This window comes from Serratia sp. S4 (assembly GCF_000347995.1).
Classification (GTDB): Bacteria; Pseudomonadota; Gammaproteobacteria; order Enterobacterales; family Enterobacteriaceae; genus Serratia; species Serratia quinivorans.
The window spans coordinates 2,316,853-2,334,197 of sequence record NZ_KB661120.1; the positions used below are offsets into that span (position 1 = coordinate 2,316,853).

17 protein-coding genes and 1 other annotated feature are annotated in these 17,345 nt (G+C 53.1%); of the genes, 15 read left to right on the forward strand and 2 right to left on the reverse strand.

Features of this window, described 5'->3' with window-relative positions:
* Positions 1 to 10: 10 nt before the first annotated feature.
* The 3 genes from SERS4_RS0111675 (at position 11) to SERS4_RS0111685 (ending at position 4,151) form a co-directional block, all read left to right on the forward strand.
* Positions 11 to 1,330 (forward strand): cytochrome c, encoded by a 1,320-nt coding sequence (locus SERS4_RS0111675; RefSeq protein ID WP_012144874.1) that lies wholly within the window; start codon positions 11 to 13, stop codon positions 1,328 to 1,330.
* A 260-nt stretch (positions 1,331 to 1,590) separates the two neighbouring features.
* Complete coding sequence (locus SERS4_RS0111680; RefSeq protein ID WP_017892625.1) at positions 1,591 to 2,874, forward strand: septum site-determining protein; 1,284 nt, start codon at positions 1,591 to 1,593, stop codon at positions 2,872 to 2,874.
* 149 nt (positions 2,875 to 3,023) lie between these two features.
* Positions 3,024 to 4,151, forward strand: a complete 1,128-nt coding sequence (locus SERS4_RS0111685; protein WP_026142345.1) for an ABC transporter substrate-binding protein — start codon at positions 3,024 to 3,026, stop codon at positions 4,149 to 4,151.
* Positions 4,152 to 4,186: 35 nt separating this feature from the next.
* Here the strand turns inward: SERS4_RS0111685 and SERS4_RS0111690 are convergent, their stop codons facing one another.
* Both SERS4_RS0111690 and SERS4_RS0111695 read right to left on the reverse strand, forming a co-directional pair.
* Positions 4,187 to 4,876: a MarC family NAAT transporter gene (locus SERS4_RS0111690; protein ID WP_012144877.1), complete on the reverse strand. Its 690-nt coding sequence runs from the start codon at positions 4,874 to 4,876 to the stop codon at positions 4,187 to 4,189.
* Between the two features lie 127 nt (positions 4,877 to 5,003).
* Positions 5,004 to 5,294 (reverse strand): hypothetical protein, encoded by a 291-nt coding sequence (locus tag SERS4_RS0111695; protein WP_017892627.1) that lies wholly within the window; start codon positions 5,292 to 5,294, stop codon positions 5,004 to 5,006.
* Between the two features lie 219 nt (positions 5,295 to 5,513).
* Here SERS4_RS0111695 and SERS4_RS0111700 point away from each other — a divergent pair, with 219 nt between their 5' ends.
* The 12 genes from SERS4_RS0111700 (at position 5,514) to btuD (ending at position 17,105) form a co-directional block, all read left to right on the forward strand.
* The gene (locus SERS4_RS0111700; RefSeq protein WP_017892628.1) at positions 5,514 to 6,140 is read left to right on the forward strand and encodes a hypothetical protein; all 627 of its coding nucleotides are present in this window, start codon (positions 5,514 to 5,516) and stop codon (positions 6,138 to 6,140) included.
* Between the two features lie 221 nt (positions 6,141 to 6,361).
* On the forward strand, positions 6,362 to 8,290 hold the full coding sequence (gene thrS / locus SERS4_RS0111705; protein ID WP_026142347.1) for a threonine--tRNA ligase: 1,929 nt from the start codon (positions 6,362 to 6,364) through the stop codon (positions 8,288 to 8,290).
* Between the two features lie 3 nt (positions 8,291 to 8,293).
* Positions 8,294 to 8,845: a translation initiation factor IF-3 gene (gene infC, locus SERS4_RS26300; protein ID WP_013812633.1), complete on the forward strand. Its 552-nt coding sequence runs from the start codon at positions 8,294 to 8,296 to the stop codon at positions 8,843 to 8,845.
* A 98-nt stretch (positions 8,846 to 8,943) separates the two neighbouring features.
* On the forward strand, positions 8,944 to 9,141 hold the full coding sequence (gene rpmI, locus SERS4_RS0111715; protein ID WP_004943591.1) for a 50S ribosomal protein L35: 198 nt from the start codon (positions 8,944 to 8,946) through the stop codon (positions 9,139 to 9,141).
* 43 nt (positions 9,142 to 9,184) lie between these two features.
* Positions 9,185 to 9,541, forward strand: a complete 357-nt coding sequence (rplT, locus tag SERS4_RS0111720; RefSeq protein ID WP_004943595.1) for a 50S ribosomal protein L20 — start codon at positions 9,185 to 9,187, stop codon at positions 9,539 to 9,541.
* 116 nt (positions 9,542 to 9,657) lie between these two features.
* Positions 9,658 to 9,780, forward strand: a sequence feature (Phe leader region).
* A 122-nt stretch (positions 9,781 to 9,902) separates the two neighbouring features.
* Positions 9,903 to 10,886: a phenylalanine--tRNA ligase subunit alpha gene (gene pheS / locus SERS4_RS0111725; protein WP_012144881.1), complete on the forward strand. Its 984-nt coding sequence runs from the start codon at positions 9,903 to 9,905 to the stop codon at positions 10,884 to 10,886.
* Between the two features lie 14 nt (positions 10,887 to 10,900).
* The gene (gene pheT / locus SERS4_RS0111730) at positions 10,901 to 13,288 is read left to right on the forward strand and encodes a phenylalanine--tRNA ligase subunit beta (protein ID WP_012144882.1); all 2,388 of its coding nucleotides are present in this window, start codon (positions 10,901 to 10,903) and stop codon (positions 13,286 to 13,288) included.
* Between the two features lie 4 nt (positions 13,289 to 13,292).
* Complete coding sequence (ihfA, locus tag SERS4_RS0111735) at positions 13,293 to 13,589, forward strand: integration host factor subunit alpha (protein ID WP_004943604.1); 297 nt, start codon at positions 13,293 to 13,295, stop codon at positions 13,587 to 13,589.
* 512 nt (positions 13,590 to 14,101) lie between these two features.
* Positions 14,102 to 14,548: a DUF2502 domain-containing protein gene (locus SERS4_RS0111740; RefSeq protein ID WP_017892630.1), complete on the forward strand. Its 447-nt coding sequence runs from the start codon at positions 14,102 to 14,104 to the stop codon at positions 14,546 to 14,548.
* A gap of 175 nt (positions 14,549 to 14,723) precedes the next feature.
* Positions 14,724 to 15,731, forward strand: coding sequence for a vitamin B12 ABC transporter permease BtuC (gene btuC, locus SERS4_RS0111745; RefSeq protein WP_012144883.1), 1,008 nt, complete (start codon positions 14,724 to 14,726; stop codon positions 15,729 to 15,731).
* A gap of 41 nt (positions 15,732 to 15,772) precedes the next feature.
* A complete protein-coding gene (locus SERS4_RS0111750; RefSeq protein ID WP_017892631.1) occupies positions 15,773 to 16,324 on the forward strand; it encodes a glutathione peroxidase in 552 nt (183 codons plus the stop codon).
* A 25-nt stretch (positions 16,325 to 16,349) separates the two neighbouring features.
* Positions 16,350 to 17,105: a vitamin B12 ABC transporter ATP-binding protein BtuD gene (btuD, locus tag SERS4_RS0111755; RefSeq protein WP_017892632.1), complete on the forward strand. Its 756-nt coding sequence runs from the start codon at positions 16,350 to 16,352 to the stop codon at positions 17,103 to 17,105.
* The last annotated feature ends 240 nt before the right edge of the window (positions 17,106 to 17,345 follow it).

A 17,345-nucleotide genomic window follows, 5' to 3' on the forward strand; every position in this document is an offset into this window, starting at 1 on the left:
ACGGCGACTGATGAAAGCATTTGTTCCCGCACTGGTTCTCAGTGCACTGAGTTTTTCCGTCTGGGCGCAGGACGCCACGGTCAGCAGCGAGTTGATCAAACGCGGCGAGTATCTGGCGCGTGCCGGTGACTGCGTGGCTTGCCACACCAACGGCAAAAGCGGTAAAGAGTTTGCCGGTGGTCTGGCGATGGAAACGCCGATCGGCACCATTTACTCCACCAATATCTCACCGGACAAGAAAACCGGCATCGGTGATTACAGCTTCGAAGACTTCGACAACGCGGTACGCAAGGGCGTTGCCAAAAACGGCAGCACCCTGTACCCGGCGATGCCGTATCCGTCGTTTGCGCTGGTGAAAGAGGACGACATGCGTGCCATGTATGCCTACTTCATGCACGGCGTACCGGCGGTAGAGCAGGCCAACAAGGATTCCGACATCCCCTGGCCGCTGTCAATGCGCTGGCCGCTGAGCATCTGGCGCGGCATGTTTGCGCCATCACCGGCGGACTTTGTGGCGGACACCAAGGCCGATCCGGTGATTGAACGGGGTCGCTATCTGGTGGAAGGGTTGGGCCACTGCGGTGCCTGCCATACGCCACGTAGCATTACCATGCAGGAAAAAGCGCTGAGCAATAACGACGGCGACAACTACCTGTCCGGCAGCAATGCGCCGATCGACGGTTGGGTGGCATCCAGCCTGCGCGGTGACAACAAGGATGGGCTGGGAACCTGGAGCGAAGCCGAACTGACCGAGTTCCTGAAAACCGGGCGTAACGATAAGTCCATCGTGTTTGGCGGCATGAGCGACGTGGTTGAGCATAGCCTGCAGTATCTCAGCGATGAGGATCTGACGGCAATTTCGCGCTACCTGAAAACGCTGCCGCCGAAAGACGGCAAACAACAGGCCGCACCGGTAGAAGACAGCGTAGCCAAGGATCTGTGGCGCGGTGACGACAGCAAGCCCGGAGCGGCGTTGTACGTCGATAACTGTGCTGCCTGCCACCGTACCGATGGCGTGGGCTACAAGCGTGCCTTCCCGGCGCTGAAGGGCAACCCGGTGGTACAGACCGAAGATGCAACCTCGTTGATCCACATCGTGCTGACCGGTAACACCACGCCGGCGGTGAAGGGAGCGGTATCCAACCTCACCATGCCACCGTTTGGCTGGCGCCTGAACGACCAGCAGGTAGCGGAAGTGGTTAACTTCATTCGCTCAAGCTGGGGTAACAGCGCCAAGCCGGTCAGCGCGTCAGACGTGGCCAGCGTGCGTAAAGACCAGAAGGACATGGGCAGCGCCGCGGTGCCGGAACATCCAGACGCCAACAAGTAAGTCATCCTCCCAGGGCCTCATTCGAGGCCCTGGTTTTTTGTGCTTCTCAGCCGATTTTCACAGCGATTATTGTTCGCGAAACAGCCACTCAACCAGTGAAAGATAGACCTGGGCAACGTTTTTAATTATCCTTTGCCGTCCTTTTACCAGGCATAAGAATGAAATTCTGAGTTAAATAACTGATTATTATTAAAAATTCGCGGAGAAGGATATCCCGTTAGGCGCAATCGTTGTCGCTGCAGATTAAGGTAAGCTTTCCTATGAGTACGATTTCTCCCGATTCAGGCACGCTGGCTTCCGCCCAGCCGGGCAAATGGAACAAGACGGACACCGTCTGGATGTTTGGTCTCTACGCCACTGCGGTGGGGGCAGGTACGTTGTTTCTGCCGATCAATGCCGGCTTAAACGGCCCACTGGTGCTGTTGCTGATGGCCGTGTTTGCCTTCCCTCTGACTTATTTACCGCATCGCGCACTGAGCCGCTTTGTGCTTTCCGGCTCCAGCCGTGACGGCAATATCCATGATGTGGTGGTTGAGCACTTTGGCGTGCTGGCCGGTAAAATCATCATGGTGCTGTACCTGATGGCGTTCTTCCCGATCGTGCTGGTGTACAGCATTTCGATCACCAACGCGCTGGACAGTTTCCTGACTCATCAGTTTCACCTGACGCCGCTACCGCGTATCTGGCTGAGCCTGGCGGTGGTAGTGGTGCTGAACCTGGTGCTGCTGCGCGGTAAAGACGCCATTGTTTCGGCGATGGGCATGCTGGTATTTCCATTACTGGTATTTTTGATGGGTATTTCGCTGTACCTGATGCCGACCTGGCAAACCGCCAATTTCGTCAGTGGCCTGGCCAACACTCAGTTCAGTAGCCCGGACCTGTGGCATTCGTTGTGGCTGGCGGTGCCGGTGATGGTGTTTTCCTTTAGCCATGCGCCTATTATTTCGTCCTTCGCTTCGACCCAAAAGAGCCTGTATGGCGAACTAGCTGAACGCCGCTGCGCGCGAATTATGCGCTACAGCTACGTGCTGATCTGCGTCACCGTATTGTTCTTTGTCTTCAGCTGCGTGCTGAGCCTGTCCCACGAGGATATGCAGCAGGCGAAAGATCAAAACATTACCGTGCTGACCACGCTGGCGAACAAATTTTCCAACCCGTTGATCGCTTATTTGGGGCCGATGATGGCGATGCTGGCAATGGCCAAGTCCTATCTGGGCACCTCACTGGGGGTGACCGAAGGAGCGACCAGCCTGATTGACGGCCTGACGCGCGCGGTCGGTAAACCGCTAAGCTCACGTATTACACATCGTATTTCTGCCGTGTTGCTGTTCCTGCTGACCTGGGCGGCGACGGTCTGGAACCCGAGTGCGTTGCATATTATTGAAACCATCAGCGGCCCGCTGATCGCGGCAATCCTGTTTATTTTGCCGATGTATGCGGTGCGTAGGGTATCCGCCATGCGTCGTTACCGCGCGCTGAGCAATGTATTTGTGCTGGTGATGGGGCTGATTGCGCTGTCGGCGCTGATTTACGGCCTGATTTAACCTGACTGGTGCGCCGGTTCCGGCGCACCACCTTGTTGCTGTTCACATCTCTTTTCAATTAACCGAAAACACGCCCGGCGTTCTCTTTGATAATGGGAGCAATTCTCATTATTATTTCTGGATTAATTTCCCACGCTAAGGAGTGTTACGTGTACCGTCGAATAACCTTGCTGGCTTTCGCCTGCGCCTTTTCTACACAGGTGATGGCGACCACTTATCCGCTCACCCTGACCGATACCTCTGGTCAAACCCTGACGATTAAACAAGAGCCGAAACGCATTGTGGTGCAGGATGGGCGCGATATTCTGACGTTGGCCTTGCTTGACCGTGCCGATCCCTTTACCCGGCTGGTGGCGTGGAACAACCTGCTGAAGAAGAGCGATGGTGAAACCTGGAAAATTCTGCAAAGCAAGTGGCCAGCAGCCAAAAACGTTATCGATATGGGGTTTAGCGACAAGGGCGAGATTAACCTGGAGAGCGTTATCGCCAAACACCCTGACCTGATGGTGGCGCAGCTACGCTCTAAACCTTCTCTGAGCCAGACTGGCGTACTCGACAAGCTGCAAACGCTGAATATCCCGGTGTTGTTTATCGATACCATGCTGAAACCGGTGGAGAACACCCCGAAAAGCATTACCTTGCTGGGGGAAACGCTAAACCGTGAAAGTGAAGCGAAACAGTACACGGACTTTTATCAGCAGCACTATCAGAGCATCCTCGATAAAACCAAAACGGTAGAACCCAAGCCGCTGGTGTTTATTGAAGCCAAAGCCGGCCTGAACGGGCTGGAATCCTGCTGTTTCACCCATGCACACGTCGGCTGGGGTGGGATGATTGAAGCGGTAGGCGCACGCAACGTGGGTTCTGCACTGCTACCGGGCGCGACCGGCGACGTATCGCTTGAGAAAGTGATCAGCATGAAGCCGGATGCGTATATTGTCTCCGGTTCCCAGTGGGCCAGTAAAACCAACGCCGCGGTGCCTTTTGGCTATGGTGTGACGCAACAGCAGGTGGATGCTGCATTTAACCGGATGAAACAGCGCCCAGGCTTTGCCCAGCTTTCGGCGGTGAAAGACGGCCGCTTCTACGGCATCTATCACAATTTCTATAACCACCCGTACAATATCGTTGGGCTGGAGTATTTGGCGAAGTTTATCTATCCGAACCAGTTCAAGGATTTGGATCCGGCGAAAACCTACAGCGAGATCCTCAGTCGTTTTACCGAAGTGCCGGAAGGCAAGGGCATTTTAGGCGCGCAGGCGCCAACAGGTAAGTAAGTGAAGCGGGCGCATGTCGCGCCCGTATTCATGGGTCAGGCAACGGCTGGGGTATAGGTGGAGATGATCTCCAATATGCCGTTGATAATAAATTGCACGCCCATACACACCAGCAGGAAACCCATCAGGCGTGAGATCGCCTCAATGCCACTTTGACCCACCAGCCTCATAATGGCGCCAGAGCTGCGCAGGCAAGCCCATAAAATCAGGGCTACCGACAGGAAGATGGCCACTGGCGCAACCAGCAGCACCCAGTGTGCAAATCCCAGGGTGTTCTCTTTGACGCTCGATGCCGAGCTGATGATCATCGCAATGGTACCCGGACCGGCGGTGCTGGGCATCGCCAGTGGCACAAAGGCGATATTGGCCGAGGTTTTTTTGCGCAGCTCTTTGCTTTTGCTCTCAACCTCTGGAGCTTCGTCCGCACTTTGCTGCGGGAACAGCATGCGAAAGCCAATAAACGCCACAATCAGCCCGCCGGCGATCCGCAAACCGGGAATAGAGATGCCAAAGGTGTTCATGACCAACTGGCCGGCATAGAACGCCACCGTCATGATAAAGAACACATAGACCGATGCCATCAGCGATTGCTGGTTGCGCTCTTCGCGCGTCATATTGCCCGAAAGACCGAGCAACAGCGCGACCGTGGTGAGTGGGTTGGCCAGGGGCAGCAGTAGCACCAAACCCAGCCCAATGGCCTGGAATAACTGCAGAATACTCGTCATGGGTCAGACTTCCTGTTTTCAGTGAATGTTGTGACGCAGCATAAAGTCATACCCTAGCTTGCCGCACGCTCAGCGGCAACGCCAGGGATGCGAGCTGTAAATATAGAGGAATGGTATTTGCAGCTCATTATCCCTGAGTGCTGGAGGGGGTCAGCTCGGGCAGCACGTCAGTGTTGGCATCATCGTCATTCACACAATCGCTGGTTATCTCCTGCGTATATTCACACTCGATGGGCGGTTCGTTTACCGCAATGGCTCTTGGATGGCGGTCTGCCCCCAGGTGTAACAATGCAAAAATAGCCACCAGCACGATGCAGACGCCAACGAGTAACTTCAATAACCGATTCATGATGCGGGATGCTGTCTCAACTCTGCCGTTAGTGGCATCAGAATAGCGGGAGCGGATGATGTACGCCATAGCTGATTTGCCAGTGGGAAATACCTCGACGCTCTTTTTATCGTGTTCCGGCACGGTGATTTACGGCACTGTTATAGGGTATTTTGCAGGTTGTTTTTGTTTTTTATGGCCCTTTCACCGCGAATTGGCCCCGAGTTGCTTCCATTTCGCATTAATTGCCACGATCCCCAGGTACAGACGAATACCATAGGCGCGCTTTAAATAATAACGAGAGTGACTATGAAACATAATCTGCAAATTTTACTGGGAAAAGCAAGCCACTTTCTGCTTTGCAGCCTGCTACTGGCTGGCTTGGTGGGCCTGATTTTTATCGACGTGCATTGGTTGCATAATTTTGTTTATGAAACCTCGTTAACTGAAATAGCTCAGGAGTTGATTCTTGCCGCCATAGCATCCTGTTTTTTCATTGTGGCATACAGGGATGCTGTTTATCGGCCAGCATGGATGTTGATCGGTGGGTTCTTTCTGTGCATGCTGATTCGAGAGATGGATTTTGCCTTTGATATGCTTTGGCATGGCTCCTGGATCTGGTTTGCTGTGGCGGTTGCACTGATTTGTTTGGGGTATGCATCACGTCATATCGCGGCCACATTGCAGGGGCTGGCGCATTTTGTGACGCACCCGAGCTACGGCATGATGTGTGCCGGCCTGCTGTGTATCTTGGTGTTTTCACGGCTGTTCGGCATAAGTTTACTGTGGCAGACATTGATGCTCGATGGTTACAACCGGGTGGTGAAGAATATGGTAGAAGAGGGCTGTGAAGTCCTGGGGTATTCCCTGTGCCTGATTGCCACCCTGAGTTACCTGAAAGGCTATTTATCGTCGCGTAATGTGGCAATTCGCTGACTGGATCTGAATTGCAGTTTATTTATCCGGAACAATTTTAGTGATAGTATCCACTTAGCCAATTTGGCTGTGAAGGTATGCTTTCCATTCTGTGTACCAGGTTAGGTATCAATCTGGCAATTGTGGGCGAGATCTGAAACCTAACTGACTAAATCCCAACCCAATTTTCGTACTGCATGTGATCTGTCGTGTGGGTCACCACTGTAGATAAGGAATTATTAATGCCTGTTATTACTCTTCCTGACGGAAGTCAGCGTCATTTCGATCACCCTGTTTCCCCTTTGGATGTTGCCCGCGATATCGGCCCTGGCCTGGCGAAAGCCTGTATTGCCGGCCGTGTAAACGGTGAACTGGTTGATGCCGGCGATCTGATCGAATCAGATGCGCAACTGGCGATCATCACCATCAAGGACGCCGAAGGCCTGGAAATCATGCGCCACTCCTGTGCGCACCTGCTGGGTCATGCGATCAAACAACTGTGGCCAGACACCAAAATGGCGATCGGTCCAGTGATCGACAATGGTTTCTATTATGACGTTGATATTGACCGTACCCTGACACAGGAAGACCTGGATCTGCTGGAAAAGCGGATGCATGAGTTGGCCGACAAAGATTATGACGTCATCAAGAAAAAGGTTAGCTGGCAAGAAGCTCGCGATACCTTTGCTGCGCGTGGTGAAGACTACAAAGTGGCGATTCTGGATGAGAACATCAGCCATGACGACCGTCCTGGCCTGTATCACCATGAAGAATATGTCGACATGTGCCGTGGGCCGCACGTGCCGAACATGCGTTTCTGTCATCATTTCAAACTGCAGAAAACTTCGGGCGCTTACTGGCGTGGCGACAGCAAAAATAAAATGCTGCAACGCATCTACGGTACTGCCTGGGCAGACAAGAAACAGCTGAATGCCTACCTGCAGCGTCTGGAAGAAGCCGCCAAGCGTGACCACCGCAAGATCGGCAAGCAGCTCGACCTGTACCATATGCAGGAAGAAGCGCCGGGCATGGTGTTCTGGCACAACGATGGCTGGACTATTTTCCGCGAGCTGGAAGCCTTTGTGCGCATGAAGCTCAAGGAATACCAGTATCAGGAAGTGAAAGGGCCATTTATGATGGACCGTGTGCTGTGGGAAAAAACCGGCCACTGGGAAAACTATAAAGACGCCATGTTCACCACCTCGTCGGAAAACCGCGAGTATTGCATCAAGCCGATGAACTGCCCGGGTCACGTGCAGATCTTCAATCAGGGCCTGAAGTCTTACCGCGATTTGCCGCTGCGTATGGGCGAATTCGGCAGTTGCCATCGTAACGAGCCTTCGGGTTCTCTGCATGGCCTGATGCGCGTGCGTGGTTTCACCCAGGATGACGCCCATATCTTCTGTACTGAAGAGCAGGTGCGTGCCGAAGTGAACGAATGCATCAGAATGGTCTATGATGTGTACGGCACCTTTGGCTTCGACAAGATTGCGGTAAAACTTTCTACCCGTCCTGAGAAGCGCATTGGTACTGACGAGATGTGGACCCGTGCGGAAGAGGATCTGGCCGCTGCGCTGACTGAAAACGGGATTCCGTTTGAATATCAGCCGGGTGAGGGTGCCTTCTACGGACCAAAAATTGAATTTACTCTGCATGATTGTTTGGATCGTGCATGGCAATGTGGTACCGTGCAGCTCGATTTCTTCTTACCGGGCCGTTTAGGCGCATCGTATGTTGGCGAAAACAACGATCGCGTGGTCCCGGTAATGATTCACCGTGCTATTTTGGGCTCCATGGAGCGTTTCATCGGTATCCTTACCGAAGAATACGCAGGGTTCTACCCAACCTGGATTGCTCCGGTACAGGTGGTGGTGATGAATATCACCGACAGCCAGTCTGATTATGTCCAGCAATTGACCAAAAAATTGCAGGACGCAGGTATTCGCGTTAAAGCGGACTTGAGAAATGAGAAGATTGGCTTTAAAATTCGCGAACATACTTTACGACGGGTTCCTTACATGTTGGTGTGCGGTGATAAAGAGGTCGAATCAGGCAAAGTTGCCGTTCGTACCCGCCGTGGCAAAGACCTGGGAAGCCTGGACGTAAATGAAGTCGTAGACAAGCTGCTAAAAGAGATTCGCAGCCGTAGTCTTCATCAACTGGAGGAATAAAGTATTAAAGGCGGAAAACGAGTTCAACCGGCGCGTCCTAATCGCATTAACAGAGAAATTCGCGCGCAAGAAGTTCGCCTAACCGGCGTCGATGGCGAGCAGATTGGTATTGTCAGTCTGAATGAAGCTCTTGAAAAAGCTGAGGAAGCGGGCGTTGATTTAGTAGAAATCAGCCCAAATGCCGAACCGCCAGTTTGTCGAATCATGGATTACGGCAAATTCCTCTACGAGAAGAGCAAGTCGACAAAAGAACAGAAGAAGAAGCAAAAAGTTATTCAGGTCAAGGAAATCAAATTCCGTCCTGGTACCGATGATGGCGACTATCAGGTAAAACTACGCAACCTGATTCGCTTTCTTGAAGATGGCGATAAAGCCAAAATCACCCTGCGTTTCCGTGGGCGTGAGATGGCGCACCAACAGATCGGCATGGAAGTGCTTAACCGCGTCCGTAAAGACCTGTGTGAAGATTCTGATTTGGCCATTGTCGAATCCTTCCCTACGAGGATCGAAGGCCGTCAGATGATCATGGTGCTCGCACCGAAGAAGAGGCAGTAAGGCCTCCAAGTAATAAAACTCACGCAGCGCTTGCGTTGTGTGGGTTTTATTCGCCTAACTGATTCGTTGTTTAACAATGCGAAGTGGATTTAATTAAAATGCCAAAGATTAAAACTGTACGTGGTGCAGCCAAACGCTTCAAAAAAACCGGCAGCGGTGGTTTTAAGCGTAAGCATGCTAACCTGCGTCATATTCTGACCAAAAAAGCAACCAAGCGTAAACGTCACCTGCGTCCGAAAGGCATGGTGTCTAAAAACGATATGGTCCTGGTTGTTGCGTGCCTGCCGTACGCATAAGCCATTTTTTTTGAATCTAGAATAAGACTTTAGGAGAGAGCATATGGCTCGCGTAAAACGTGGTGTAATTGCACGCGCACGTCACAAGAAAATTTTAAAACAAGCGAAAGGTTACTACGGTGCCCGTTCGCGCGTTTATCGTGTTGCCTTCCAGGCAGTAATCAAAGCAGGTCAGTATGCTTACCGTGACCGTCGTCAACGTAAGCGTCAGTTCCGTCAGCTGTGGATTGCACGTATCAACGCAGCTGCTCGTGTGAACGGCCTGTCTTACAGCAAATTCATTAACGGCTTGAAAAAAGCTTCTATTGAAATTGACCGTAAGATCCTGGCTGACATCGCAGTCTTCGACAAAGTGGCCTTTGGCGCACTGGTCGAGAAAGCGAAAGCAGCACTGGCGTAAGTCAGTTATTAAAGAGGGGGCTTGCTCCCTCTTTAATCTTTGTTTTTCAGCTACAAATACTGGCTTTTATTGACCGCCGCCGTATCGCTGGTGGGCAATCATCGACAAGGTAACGCAATCATGAACTCTGTTGTTTTTCGTTTCTTTTTTTACTTTAGCGCCTGATTTCAGGAGGCTTCGCGCGTAAGAGAAGAAACGAAAAGTAGCGCCTAAGCCTCCCCTGTGGAGGCTTTTTTGTTTTTGGCCATCTCCAGTCATCGCCGGGCTATAACTTAAAATGCTTTGGAGTTGAGCCAAAGGCGTGTTCGAATAATAGATAACAATTACTTAGAGCCATATCGGCCAGAGGAAGAGGAAAGCAATGCCACATCTCGCAGAGCTGGTTGCCAATGCCAAGGCAGCCGTAGAAGATGCCCAGGATGTTGCCGCGTTAGATTTGGTACGCGTCGAATATTTAGGCAAGAAAGGCCATTTTACCTTACAGATGCAATCGCTGCGTGACGTGCCGGCAGAAGATCGCCCGGCGGCCGGAGCGGTGATCAACCAGGCAAAGCAGGCGGTACAGGAAGCGCTGAACGCGCGTAAGAATGCGCTGGAATCTGCTGCGTTGAATGAGCGTCTGGCGGCAGAAACCATCGACGTTTCTTTGCCGGGCCGTCGTATGGAAAACGGTGGGCTGCATCCGGTAACCCGCACCATCGACCGAATTGAAGCCTTCTTCGGCGAACTGGGCTTCTCCGTAGAGACCGGACCTGAGATTGAAGACGACTATCATAACTTCGACGCGCTGAATATTCCGGGTCACCACCCGGCGCGTGCCGATCACGATACCTTCTGGTTCGATGCTACGCGTTTACTGCGCACCCAAACTTCTGGCGTGCAGATCCGCACTATGAAGGAGCAGCAGCCGCCAATCCGCATTATTGCGCCGGGTCGTGTTTACCGTAATGACTACGATCAGACGCATACTCCGATGTTCCATCAGATGGAAGGCCTGATTGTCGACAAGGACATCAGCTTCACCAACCTGAAGGGCACGCTGCATGATTTCCTGAATAACTTCTTTGAAGAAGATTTGCAGGTTCGTTTCCGTCCTTCTTATTTCCCGTTTACCGAACCATCCGCTGAAGTGGATGTGATGGGCAAAAACGGCAAGTGGCTGGAAGTTCTGGGCTGCGGCATGGTTCACCCGAACGTGCTGCGCAACGTGGGTATCGATCCGGAAGTTTACTCCGGCTTCGCTTTCGGTATGGGTATGGAGCGTCTGACGATGCTGCGTTACGGCGTTACCGACCTGCGTGCGTTCTTCGAAAACGATCTGCGCTTCCTCAAACAGTTTAAGTAAGGCGGGAATATTACATGAAATTCAGTGAACTCTGGTTGCGCGAGTGGGTAAACCCGGCCATCAGCAGCGAAGCATTATCCGATCAAATTACCATGGCCGGCCTGGAAGTGGACGGCGTGGAGCCGGTAGCCGGTGCCTTTAATGGCGTCGTCGTGGGCCATGTGGTTGAGTGCGGTCAGCATCCGAACGCCGACAAACTACGTGTGACCAAGATCAACGTGGGCGGCGATCGCTTACTGGATATCGTCTGTGGTGCACCAAACTGCCGTACAGGTCTGAAAGTGGCCGTTGCTACCGTGGGCGCGGTGCTGCCGGGCGATTTCAAAATCAAAGCCGCCAAACTGCGCGGTGAGCCTTCGGAAGGGATGCTGTGCTCGTTCTCCGAGCTGGGTATTACTGACGATCACGACGGTATCATTGAGTTGCCGGAAGACGCACCGATTGGCACCGATATCCGTGAATATCTGAAGCTGGATGACAACGCGATCGAAATCAGCGTAACGCCGAACCGCGCCGATTGCCTGGGCATTATTGGCGTGGCGCGTGACGTTGGGGTGCTGAACCAGGTTGCCCTGACCGAACCGGACATGAGCCCGGTTGCTGCCACCATTAACGATACGCTGCCGATCCGCGTAGATGCGCCACAGGCGTGTCCGCGTTACCTTGGCCGCGTAGTAAAAGGTATCGACGTCAAGGCCGCCAGCCCGTTGTGGATGCGTGAGAAGCTGCGTCGCTGCGGCATTCGTTCTATAGATGCGGTGGTGGACGTTACCAACTACGTGCTGTTGGAACTGGGGCAGCCAATGCATGCCTTCGATCTGAGCCGCATCGAAGGCGGTATCGTGGTGCGTATGGCCAACGTTGGGGAGCCTCTGACGTTGCTGGACGGTACCGAAGCCAAACTGAATGCCGATACCTTAGTGATTGCCGATCACCAGAAAGCTCTGGCGATGGGCGGCATCTTCGGTGGTGAACACTCAGGGGTGAATGAATCAACTCAGGACGTGCTGCTGGAATGTGCGTTCTTCAACCCGCTGGCCATTACCGGCCGCGCACGCCGTCAGGGTCTGCACACTGATGCTTCCCATCGTTACGAGCGCGGTGTTGATCCGGCGTTGCAGTACAAAGCGATGGAGCGTGCGACTCGCCTGTTGATTGATATCTGTGGCGGCCAGGCCGGCCCGGTTATCGATGTGACCACCGAAAGTGAATTGCCGAAGCGCGCTACCATTACCTTACGTCGTGAAAAGCTCGATCGCCTGATTGGCCATGTGGTGCCAAGCGAGCAGGTCAGTGACATTTTGCGTCGTCTGGGTTGCCAGGTGACCGAGCAGGGCGATAACTGGCTGGCGGTTGCGCCGAGCTGGCGTTTCGATATGGAAATCGAAGAAGACCTGGTGGAAGAAGTGGCGCGTGTTTACGGCTACAACAACATTCCTGACGTGCCGGTCCGCGCTGACCTGATCATGACCAAGCATCGCGAAGCAGATCTGACACTGAAACGCGTGAAGACCATGCTGGTCGATCACGGTTACCAGGAAGCGATCACCTACAGCTTCGTTGATCCTAAAGTACAGGCCTTGCTGCACCCGGGCGAAGAAGTTCTGATCCTGCCAAGCCCAATCTCGGTAGAGATGTCCGCCATGCGTTTGTCGCTGTGGACTGGCTTGTTGTCCGCGGTGGTTTATAACCAGAATCGCCAGCAGACGCGTCTGCGCCTGTTTGAAAGCGGCCTGCGCTTTGTCCCTGATACTGCGGCAAATCTGGGTATCCGTCAGGACGTCATGCTGGCAGGGGTGATTGCGGGCCATACGCATGAAGAACATTGGGATCTGGCGCGTAAGCCAGTCGACTTCTATGATTTAAAAGGGGATCTGGAGTCTGTCCTGGAGCTGACCGGTAAATTATCCGAAATTCAGTTCAAGGCAGAGGCTAATCCGGCCCTGCACCCAGGGCAGAGCGCAGCGATTTATTTCCAGGGTGAACGTGTAGGTTTCATCGGTGTGGTTCATCCGGAACTTGAACGTAAACTGGATCTTAACGGCCGCACAGTGGTGTTTGAACTGGAGTGGGACAAGGTCGCAAGCCGCGCCGTACCTCAGGCGCGGGAGATTTCTCGCTTCCCGGCAAACCGCCGTGATATTGCCGTTGTGGTGGCTGAAAACGTCCCCGCAGAAGATATTTTGGCAGAGTGTAAGAAAGTTGGCGCAAATCAGGTAGTTGGCGTAAACTTGTTTGATGTGTACCGTGGCAAGGGCGTGGCAGAGGGTTATAAGAGCCTGGCTATCAGTCTGGTATTGCAGGATACCGCTCGTACACTGGAAGAAGAGGAGATAGCCGTTACCGTTGCAAAATGTGTAGAGGCTCTAAAACAGCGATTCCAAGCATCCTTGAGGGATTGAACCTATGGCGCTTACTAAAGCTGAAATGTCAGAACACCTGTTTGAAAAGCTTGGGCTTAGCAAACGGGATGCCAAAGACCTGGTAGAACTGTTTTTCGAAGAGGTTCGTCGTGCTCTTGAAAACGGTGAGCAGGTTAAACTGTCAGGTTTTGGCAATTTTGATTTGCGTGACAAGAACCAACGTCCGGGGCGTAACCCGAAGACCGGCGAAGACATTCCGATTACGGCGCGTCGCGTGGTCACTTTCCGTCCAGGGCAAAAACTGAAAAGTCGGGTAGAGAACGCAAGCCCGAAAGAGTAAGTTGCGTGAAACCAAAAAGGCCGCTTTTGCGGCCTTTTTCTTTTTAGCGGAAATTTTCGGTTTATTCTTAGACCATAGAAAATAAATACGTCTACCTAATAAAATTGACGCCATCTCTTCATGCTTAAATAATATATTGCTTGCGGATTATTCTTATATTTATTTTATATTATGATGGGGTGGGAATAAATCAGGGACCGAAGCCCCTGGAGATTAATAGTGATTGTAGTCGTGCCCCGGTCCGCTACCGCCACGATGACCCCCACCGTGAGGCCCGAAGCAGCAGGCGCTTAGCGCCGTGCTCAGTACTACAGTGCTTATAAATAGCGTGCGGCATTCGGTTTTTTAGCTATTCGTTAAAGGTTGTTAGCGACTGTTTTATTCAAAAAAATAAAAAGTATGGAATGTGTAAGGGAGATGAAAACGATCCGAAAATAGGCGTTGGTGAGATAGGCGCAAAATAAGCACACTGATATAACCCACTCAGCAAGAAAATAAAGTCGGAGCGTACAATGAAAAAGATCCTGTTGCTGGTGTGTTTACCGCTGTTGCTGCCGGTGGCTGCGCAGGCGGATGTCTCTATCGATATCAACGTGCCGGGCGTGGCGGTGCATCTGGGGGATCAGGACCGTCGGGGTTACTATTGGGATGGTTATGACTGGCGTCCGCCGCAATGGTGGCATGAGCACCAGGGGCGAGGTATGGGGGAACGCAACAAACGGGGTATGTATTGGGATGGTGGCCGCTGGCAATCCTCGCCGCCGCGGGGTTACGATCATCGTGGCGGTAACCCGTTCCACGGTGAACGCGATAATCGTAACGACGGCGACCGCCATGACAATGGCAACCATCATGATAACGGCGGTCGTGATAATGACCGTGGTAAGAACAATGACCGTGGTAAGGACAATGGCCATGGCAAACCTTACCCGCAAAACGATAACGACCCGCGTCGCTGATTGATTCAACGGCGGCTGATTTTGCCATCACTTACGGGTGACCGGCAGGATTAGCTGCTGTTTTCCTGTGATTCTCCTGATGCAATGCTTTCCCTTCGGGCACTAACCCCCTAATATTTGACCCAGACGTCAATTATTCGGCCGCCTTGGCGGCCAGCAGGGAATCGCCACGCCTATGCCAGCCAGCCAGACCTTTACCTTATTGCTGCACAAACAGCGCCATCGCGATAAACGCCATCTGTTGCTGCTAACGCTGGGCGTTGCCGTGGCCTTTGTTTTCAGCCTCAGTGCGGGCGACGTTTGGCTTTGGCCCTCACAGTGGTCGGGTGAGGCCGCGCAGCTGTTTGTCTGGCAACTACGCCTGCCGCGCGCGCTGGCAGTGATGTTGGTAGGGGCCAGCCTGGCGGTGGCCGGGGCGGTAATGCAGTCGCTGTTTGAAAATCCGCTGGCTGAGCCGGGTTTGCTGGGCGTCGCCAACGGCGCGGGGGTGGCACTGGTGCTAACGGTGCTGCTGGGCAACGGCCTGCTGCCGGTAGCATTTATGAGCCTGAGCGCCATTGCCGGCGCGCTGGTCATGACCTTCCTGCTGCTGAGCTTTGCCCGTCGCAAACGTCTGACCAATGCGCGTCTACTGCTGGTGGGTGTTGCCTTGGGCATTGTGTGTAGCGCGGTGATGACCTGGGCGGTGTATTTTAGTTCCAGCCTGGACCTGCGCCAGCTGATGTATTGGATGATGGGCGGTTTTGGCGGTGTAGACTGGCGGCAGAAATGGCTGGTGCTGGCATTGTTACCGGTGCTGCTTTGGCTGTGTTGCCAGGGCAAGGCGCTAAACTTTATGGCGCTGGGTGAAGTACAGGCGCGTCAACTTGGGCTTTCCCTGCATCTGTGGCGTAATCTACTGGTGCTGGCCATCGGCTGGCTGGTGGGCGTCAGTGTGGCTTTGGCCGGGGTGATTGGTTTTGTCGGACTGGTCATACCGCACATGCTGCGTCTCAGTGGCCTGACCAATCAGCGATATTTATTGCCGGGCTGCGCACTGGCTGGCGCCGGTGTGTTGCTGGCGGCCGATGTGGTGGCGCGTATTACGCTGCTGTCGGCTGAATTACCCATCGGCGTGGTAACCGCCACCCTGGGGGCACCGCTATTTATCTGGCTACTGACCCGGGTAAAAAGCTTAAGGTAGTTTCTCTGTTCACCTGCAAGTAAAACAAGAGGATAAGCTCCATGACTCAAGCGATTTATGACATTCCGTTGAACACTATCGAGAATCAATCCACCACGCTGGGCAAATATAAAGGCAGCGTGTTGCTGGTGGTCAATGTGGCTTCGGAATGCGGCCTGACCAAGCAATATGCCGGGCTGGAAGCCCTGTACGAAACCTACCGTGACCAGGGTTTTGAGGTATTGGGCTTCCCATCCAACGAGTTCCTCGGGCAGGAGCCTGGCAGCAACGAAGAGATCCTGGCGTTTTGCCGTGGCACCTTTGGCGTTGAGTTCCCGATGTTTGCCAAGCTTGAAGTGAACAGCGAAAACCGTCATCCGCTGTACCAGGCGCTGATTGCCGCCGAACCGCAAGCCGTGGTGCCGCAGGACAGTGGATTCCTGGAGCGCATGAGCAGTAAAGGCCGGGCACCGAAGCAAACCGGTGACATTCTGTGGAATTTTGAGAAATTCCTGATCGGGCGTGATGGCAATGTGATCCAACGTTTCTCTCCAGATATGACACCGGAAGATCCTGCGTTGGTGGCCGCCGTCAAACAGGCGTTGGCCAAGTAATATAAAGAAGGAGCGATAATTCATAATGCTGCAACTCAGTCAGGTTGGGGTAGAAGGGCGTCTGGCCCCATTTTCAGCACAGGTCGATGCTGGGTTGCAGTTTCACCTTATTGGCCCGAACGGAGCCGGCAAAAGTACACTGCTGGCGTGTTTGGCAGGCATGCTGCCTGGCACGGGCGAGATCCGGCTGGCAGACCAGCCGCTGGCGGGTTATCAGGGCAATGAACTGGCTCTGCGCCGTGCTTATTTAAGCCAGCAACAGCCGCCAGTGGCGCTGATGCCGGTATTCCAGTATCTGGAACTGCACCGGCCTGCAGGTAGCACGGAACAGGCGCTGGAGAGCACTATTGTTTATCTGTGCCAGCGTTTTAAACTGATGGACAAGCTGCCGCGCATGCTGACTCAGTTGTCCGGGGGGGAATGGCAGCGGGTGCGCCTGGCCGCGGTATTACTGCAGGTTTGGCCGACGGTCAATCCTCATAGCCAACTGCTGCTGCTGGATGAACCGACCAATAGCCTGGATGTGGCGCAAAAAGTAGCGCTGGATCGGTTACTGCGTGAGTTTTGTCAGAGTGGACGTAGCGCTTTGGTTTGCGCGCACGACCTTAATCATACCTTGCAGCAGGCCGATCGGGTCTGGTTGCTGCATGCCGGGCGTCTTGTCGCGCAGGGAACCACGCGGGAAGTGATGGAGCCGGTATTGCTTTCACAGATCTATGACGTGGATTTTCACCTGCAGGCGGTAGGCGATCAACGCTGGATTATGACCAGGACGGCATAATGCGTTAGCGCATTGAAAATGCGACTTAAACGAAAAATAAACGGACCTGATATAAATAGCCGGGTAACGACCGGCTTTATTTCCCCTTGCTTCCCCAAAATACCGCATCAATCTTGAAAACCGTCGCTGACGTGCTACGATGATTAAGTTCAAACAGAATAATTAAATAATTACATATAACTATAACTAATTGATTTTGAAATCAATTAAATTTAATGATGATGGCCCCCGCAAATCAGA

Coding starts and splice junctions, on each gene's coding strand:
- SERS4_RS0111690 (WP_012144877.1), bottom strand. CDS start 4,876: ATGACGAGTATTCTGCAGTTATTCCAGGCCATTGGGCTGGGTTTGGTG.
- btuD (WP_017892632.1), top strand. CDS start 16,350: ATGCTGCAACTCAGTCAGGTTGGGGTAGAAGGGCGTCTGGCCCCATTT.
- SERS4_RS0111680 (WP_017892625.1), top strand. CDS start 1,591: ATGAGTACGATTTCTCCCGATTCAGGCACGCTGGCTTCCGCCCAGCCG.
- thrS (WP_026142347.1), top strand. CDS start 6,362: ATGCCTGTTATTACTCTTCCTGACGGAAGTCAGCGTCATTTCGATCAC.
- SERS4_RS0111750 (WP_017892631.1), top strand. CDS start 15,773: ATGACTCAAGCGATTTATGACATTCCGTTGAACACTATCGAGAATCAA.
- pheS (WP_012144881.1), top strand. CDS start 9,903: ATGCCACATCTCGCAGAGCTGGTTGCCAATGCCAAGGCAGCCGTAGAA.
- rplT (WP_004943595.1), top strand. CDS start 9,185: ATGGCTCGCGTAAAACGTGGTGTAATTGCACGCGCACGTCACAAGAAA.
- ihfA (WP_004943604.1), top strand. CDS start 13,293: ATGGCGCTTACTAAAGCTGAAATGTCAGAACACCTGTTTGAAAAGCTT.
- SERS4_RS0111740 (WP_017892630.1), top strand. CDS start 14,102: ATGAAAAAGATCCTGTTGCTGGTGTGTTTACCGCTGTTGCTGCCGGTG.
- SERS4_RS0111675 (WP_012144874.1), top strand. CDS start 11: ATGAAAGCATTTGTTCCCGCACTGGTTCTCAGTGCACTGAGTTTTTCC.
- rpmI (WP_004943591.1), top strand. CDS start 8,944: ATGCCAAAGATTAAAACTGTACGTGGTGCAGCCAAACGCTTCAAAAAA.
- btuC (WP_012144883.1), top strand. CDS start 14,724: ATGCCAGCCAGCCAGACCTTTACCTTATTGCTGCACAAACAGCGCCAT.
- SERS4_RS0111700 (WP_017892628.1), top strand. CDS start 5,514: ATGAAACATAATCTGCAAATTTTACTGGGAAAAGCAAGCCACTTTCTG.
- pheT (WP_012144882.1), top strand. CDS start 10,901: ATGAAATTCAGTGAACTCTGGTTGCGCGAGTGGGTAAACCCGGCCATC.
- SERS4_RS0111695 (WP_017892627.1), bottom strand. CDS start 5,294: ATGGCGTACATCATCCGCTCCCGCTATTCTGATGCCACTAACGGCAGA.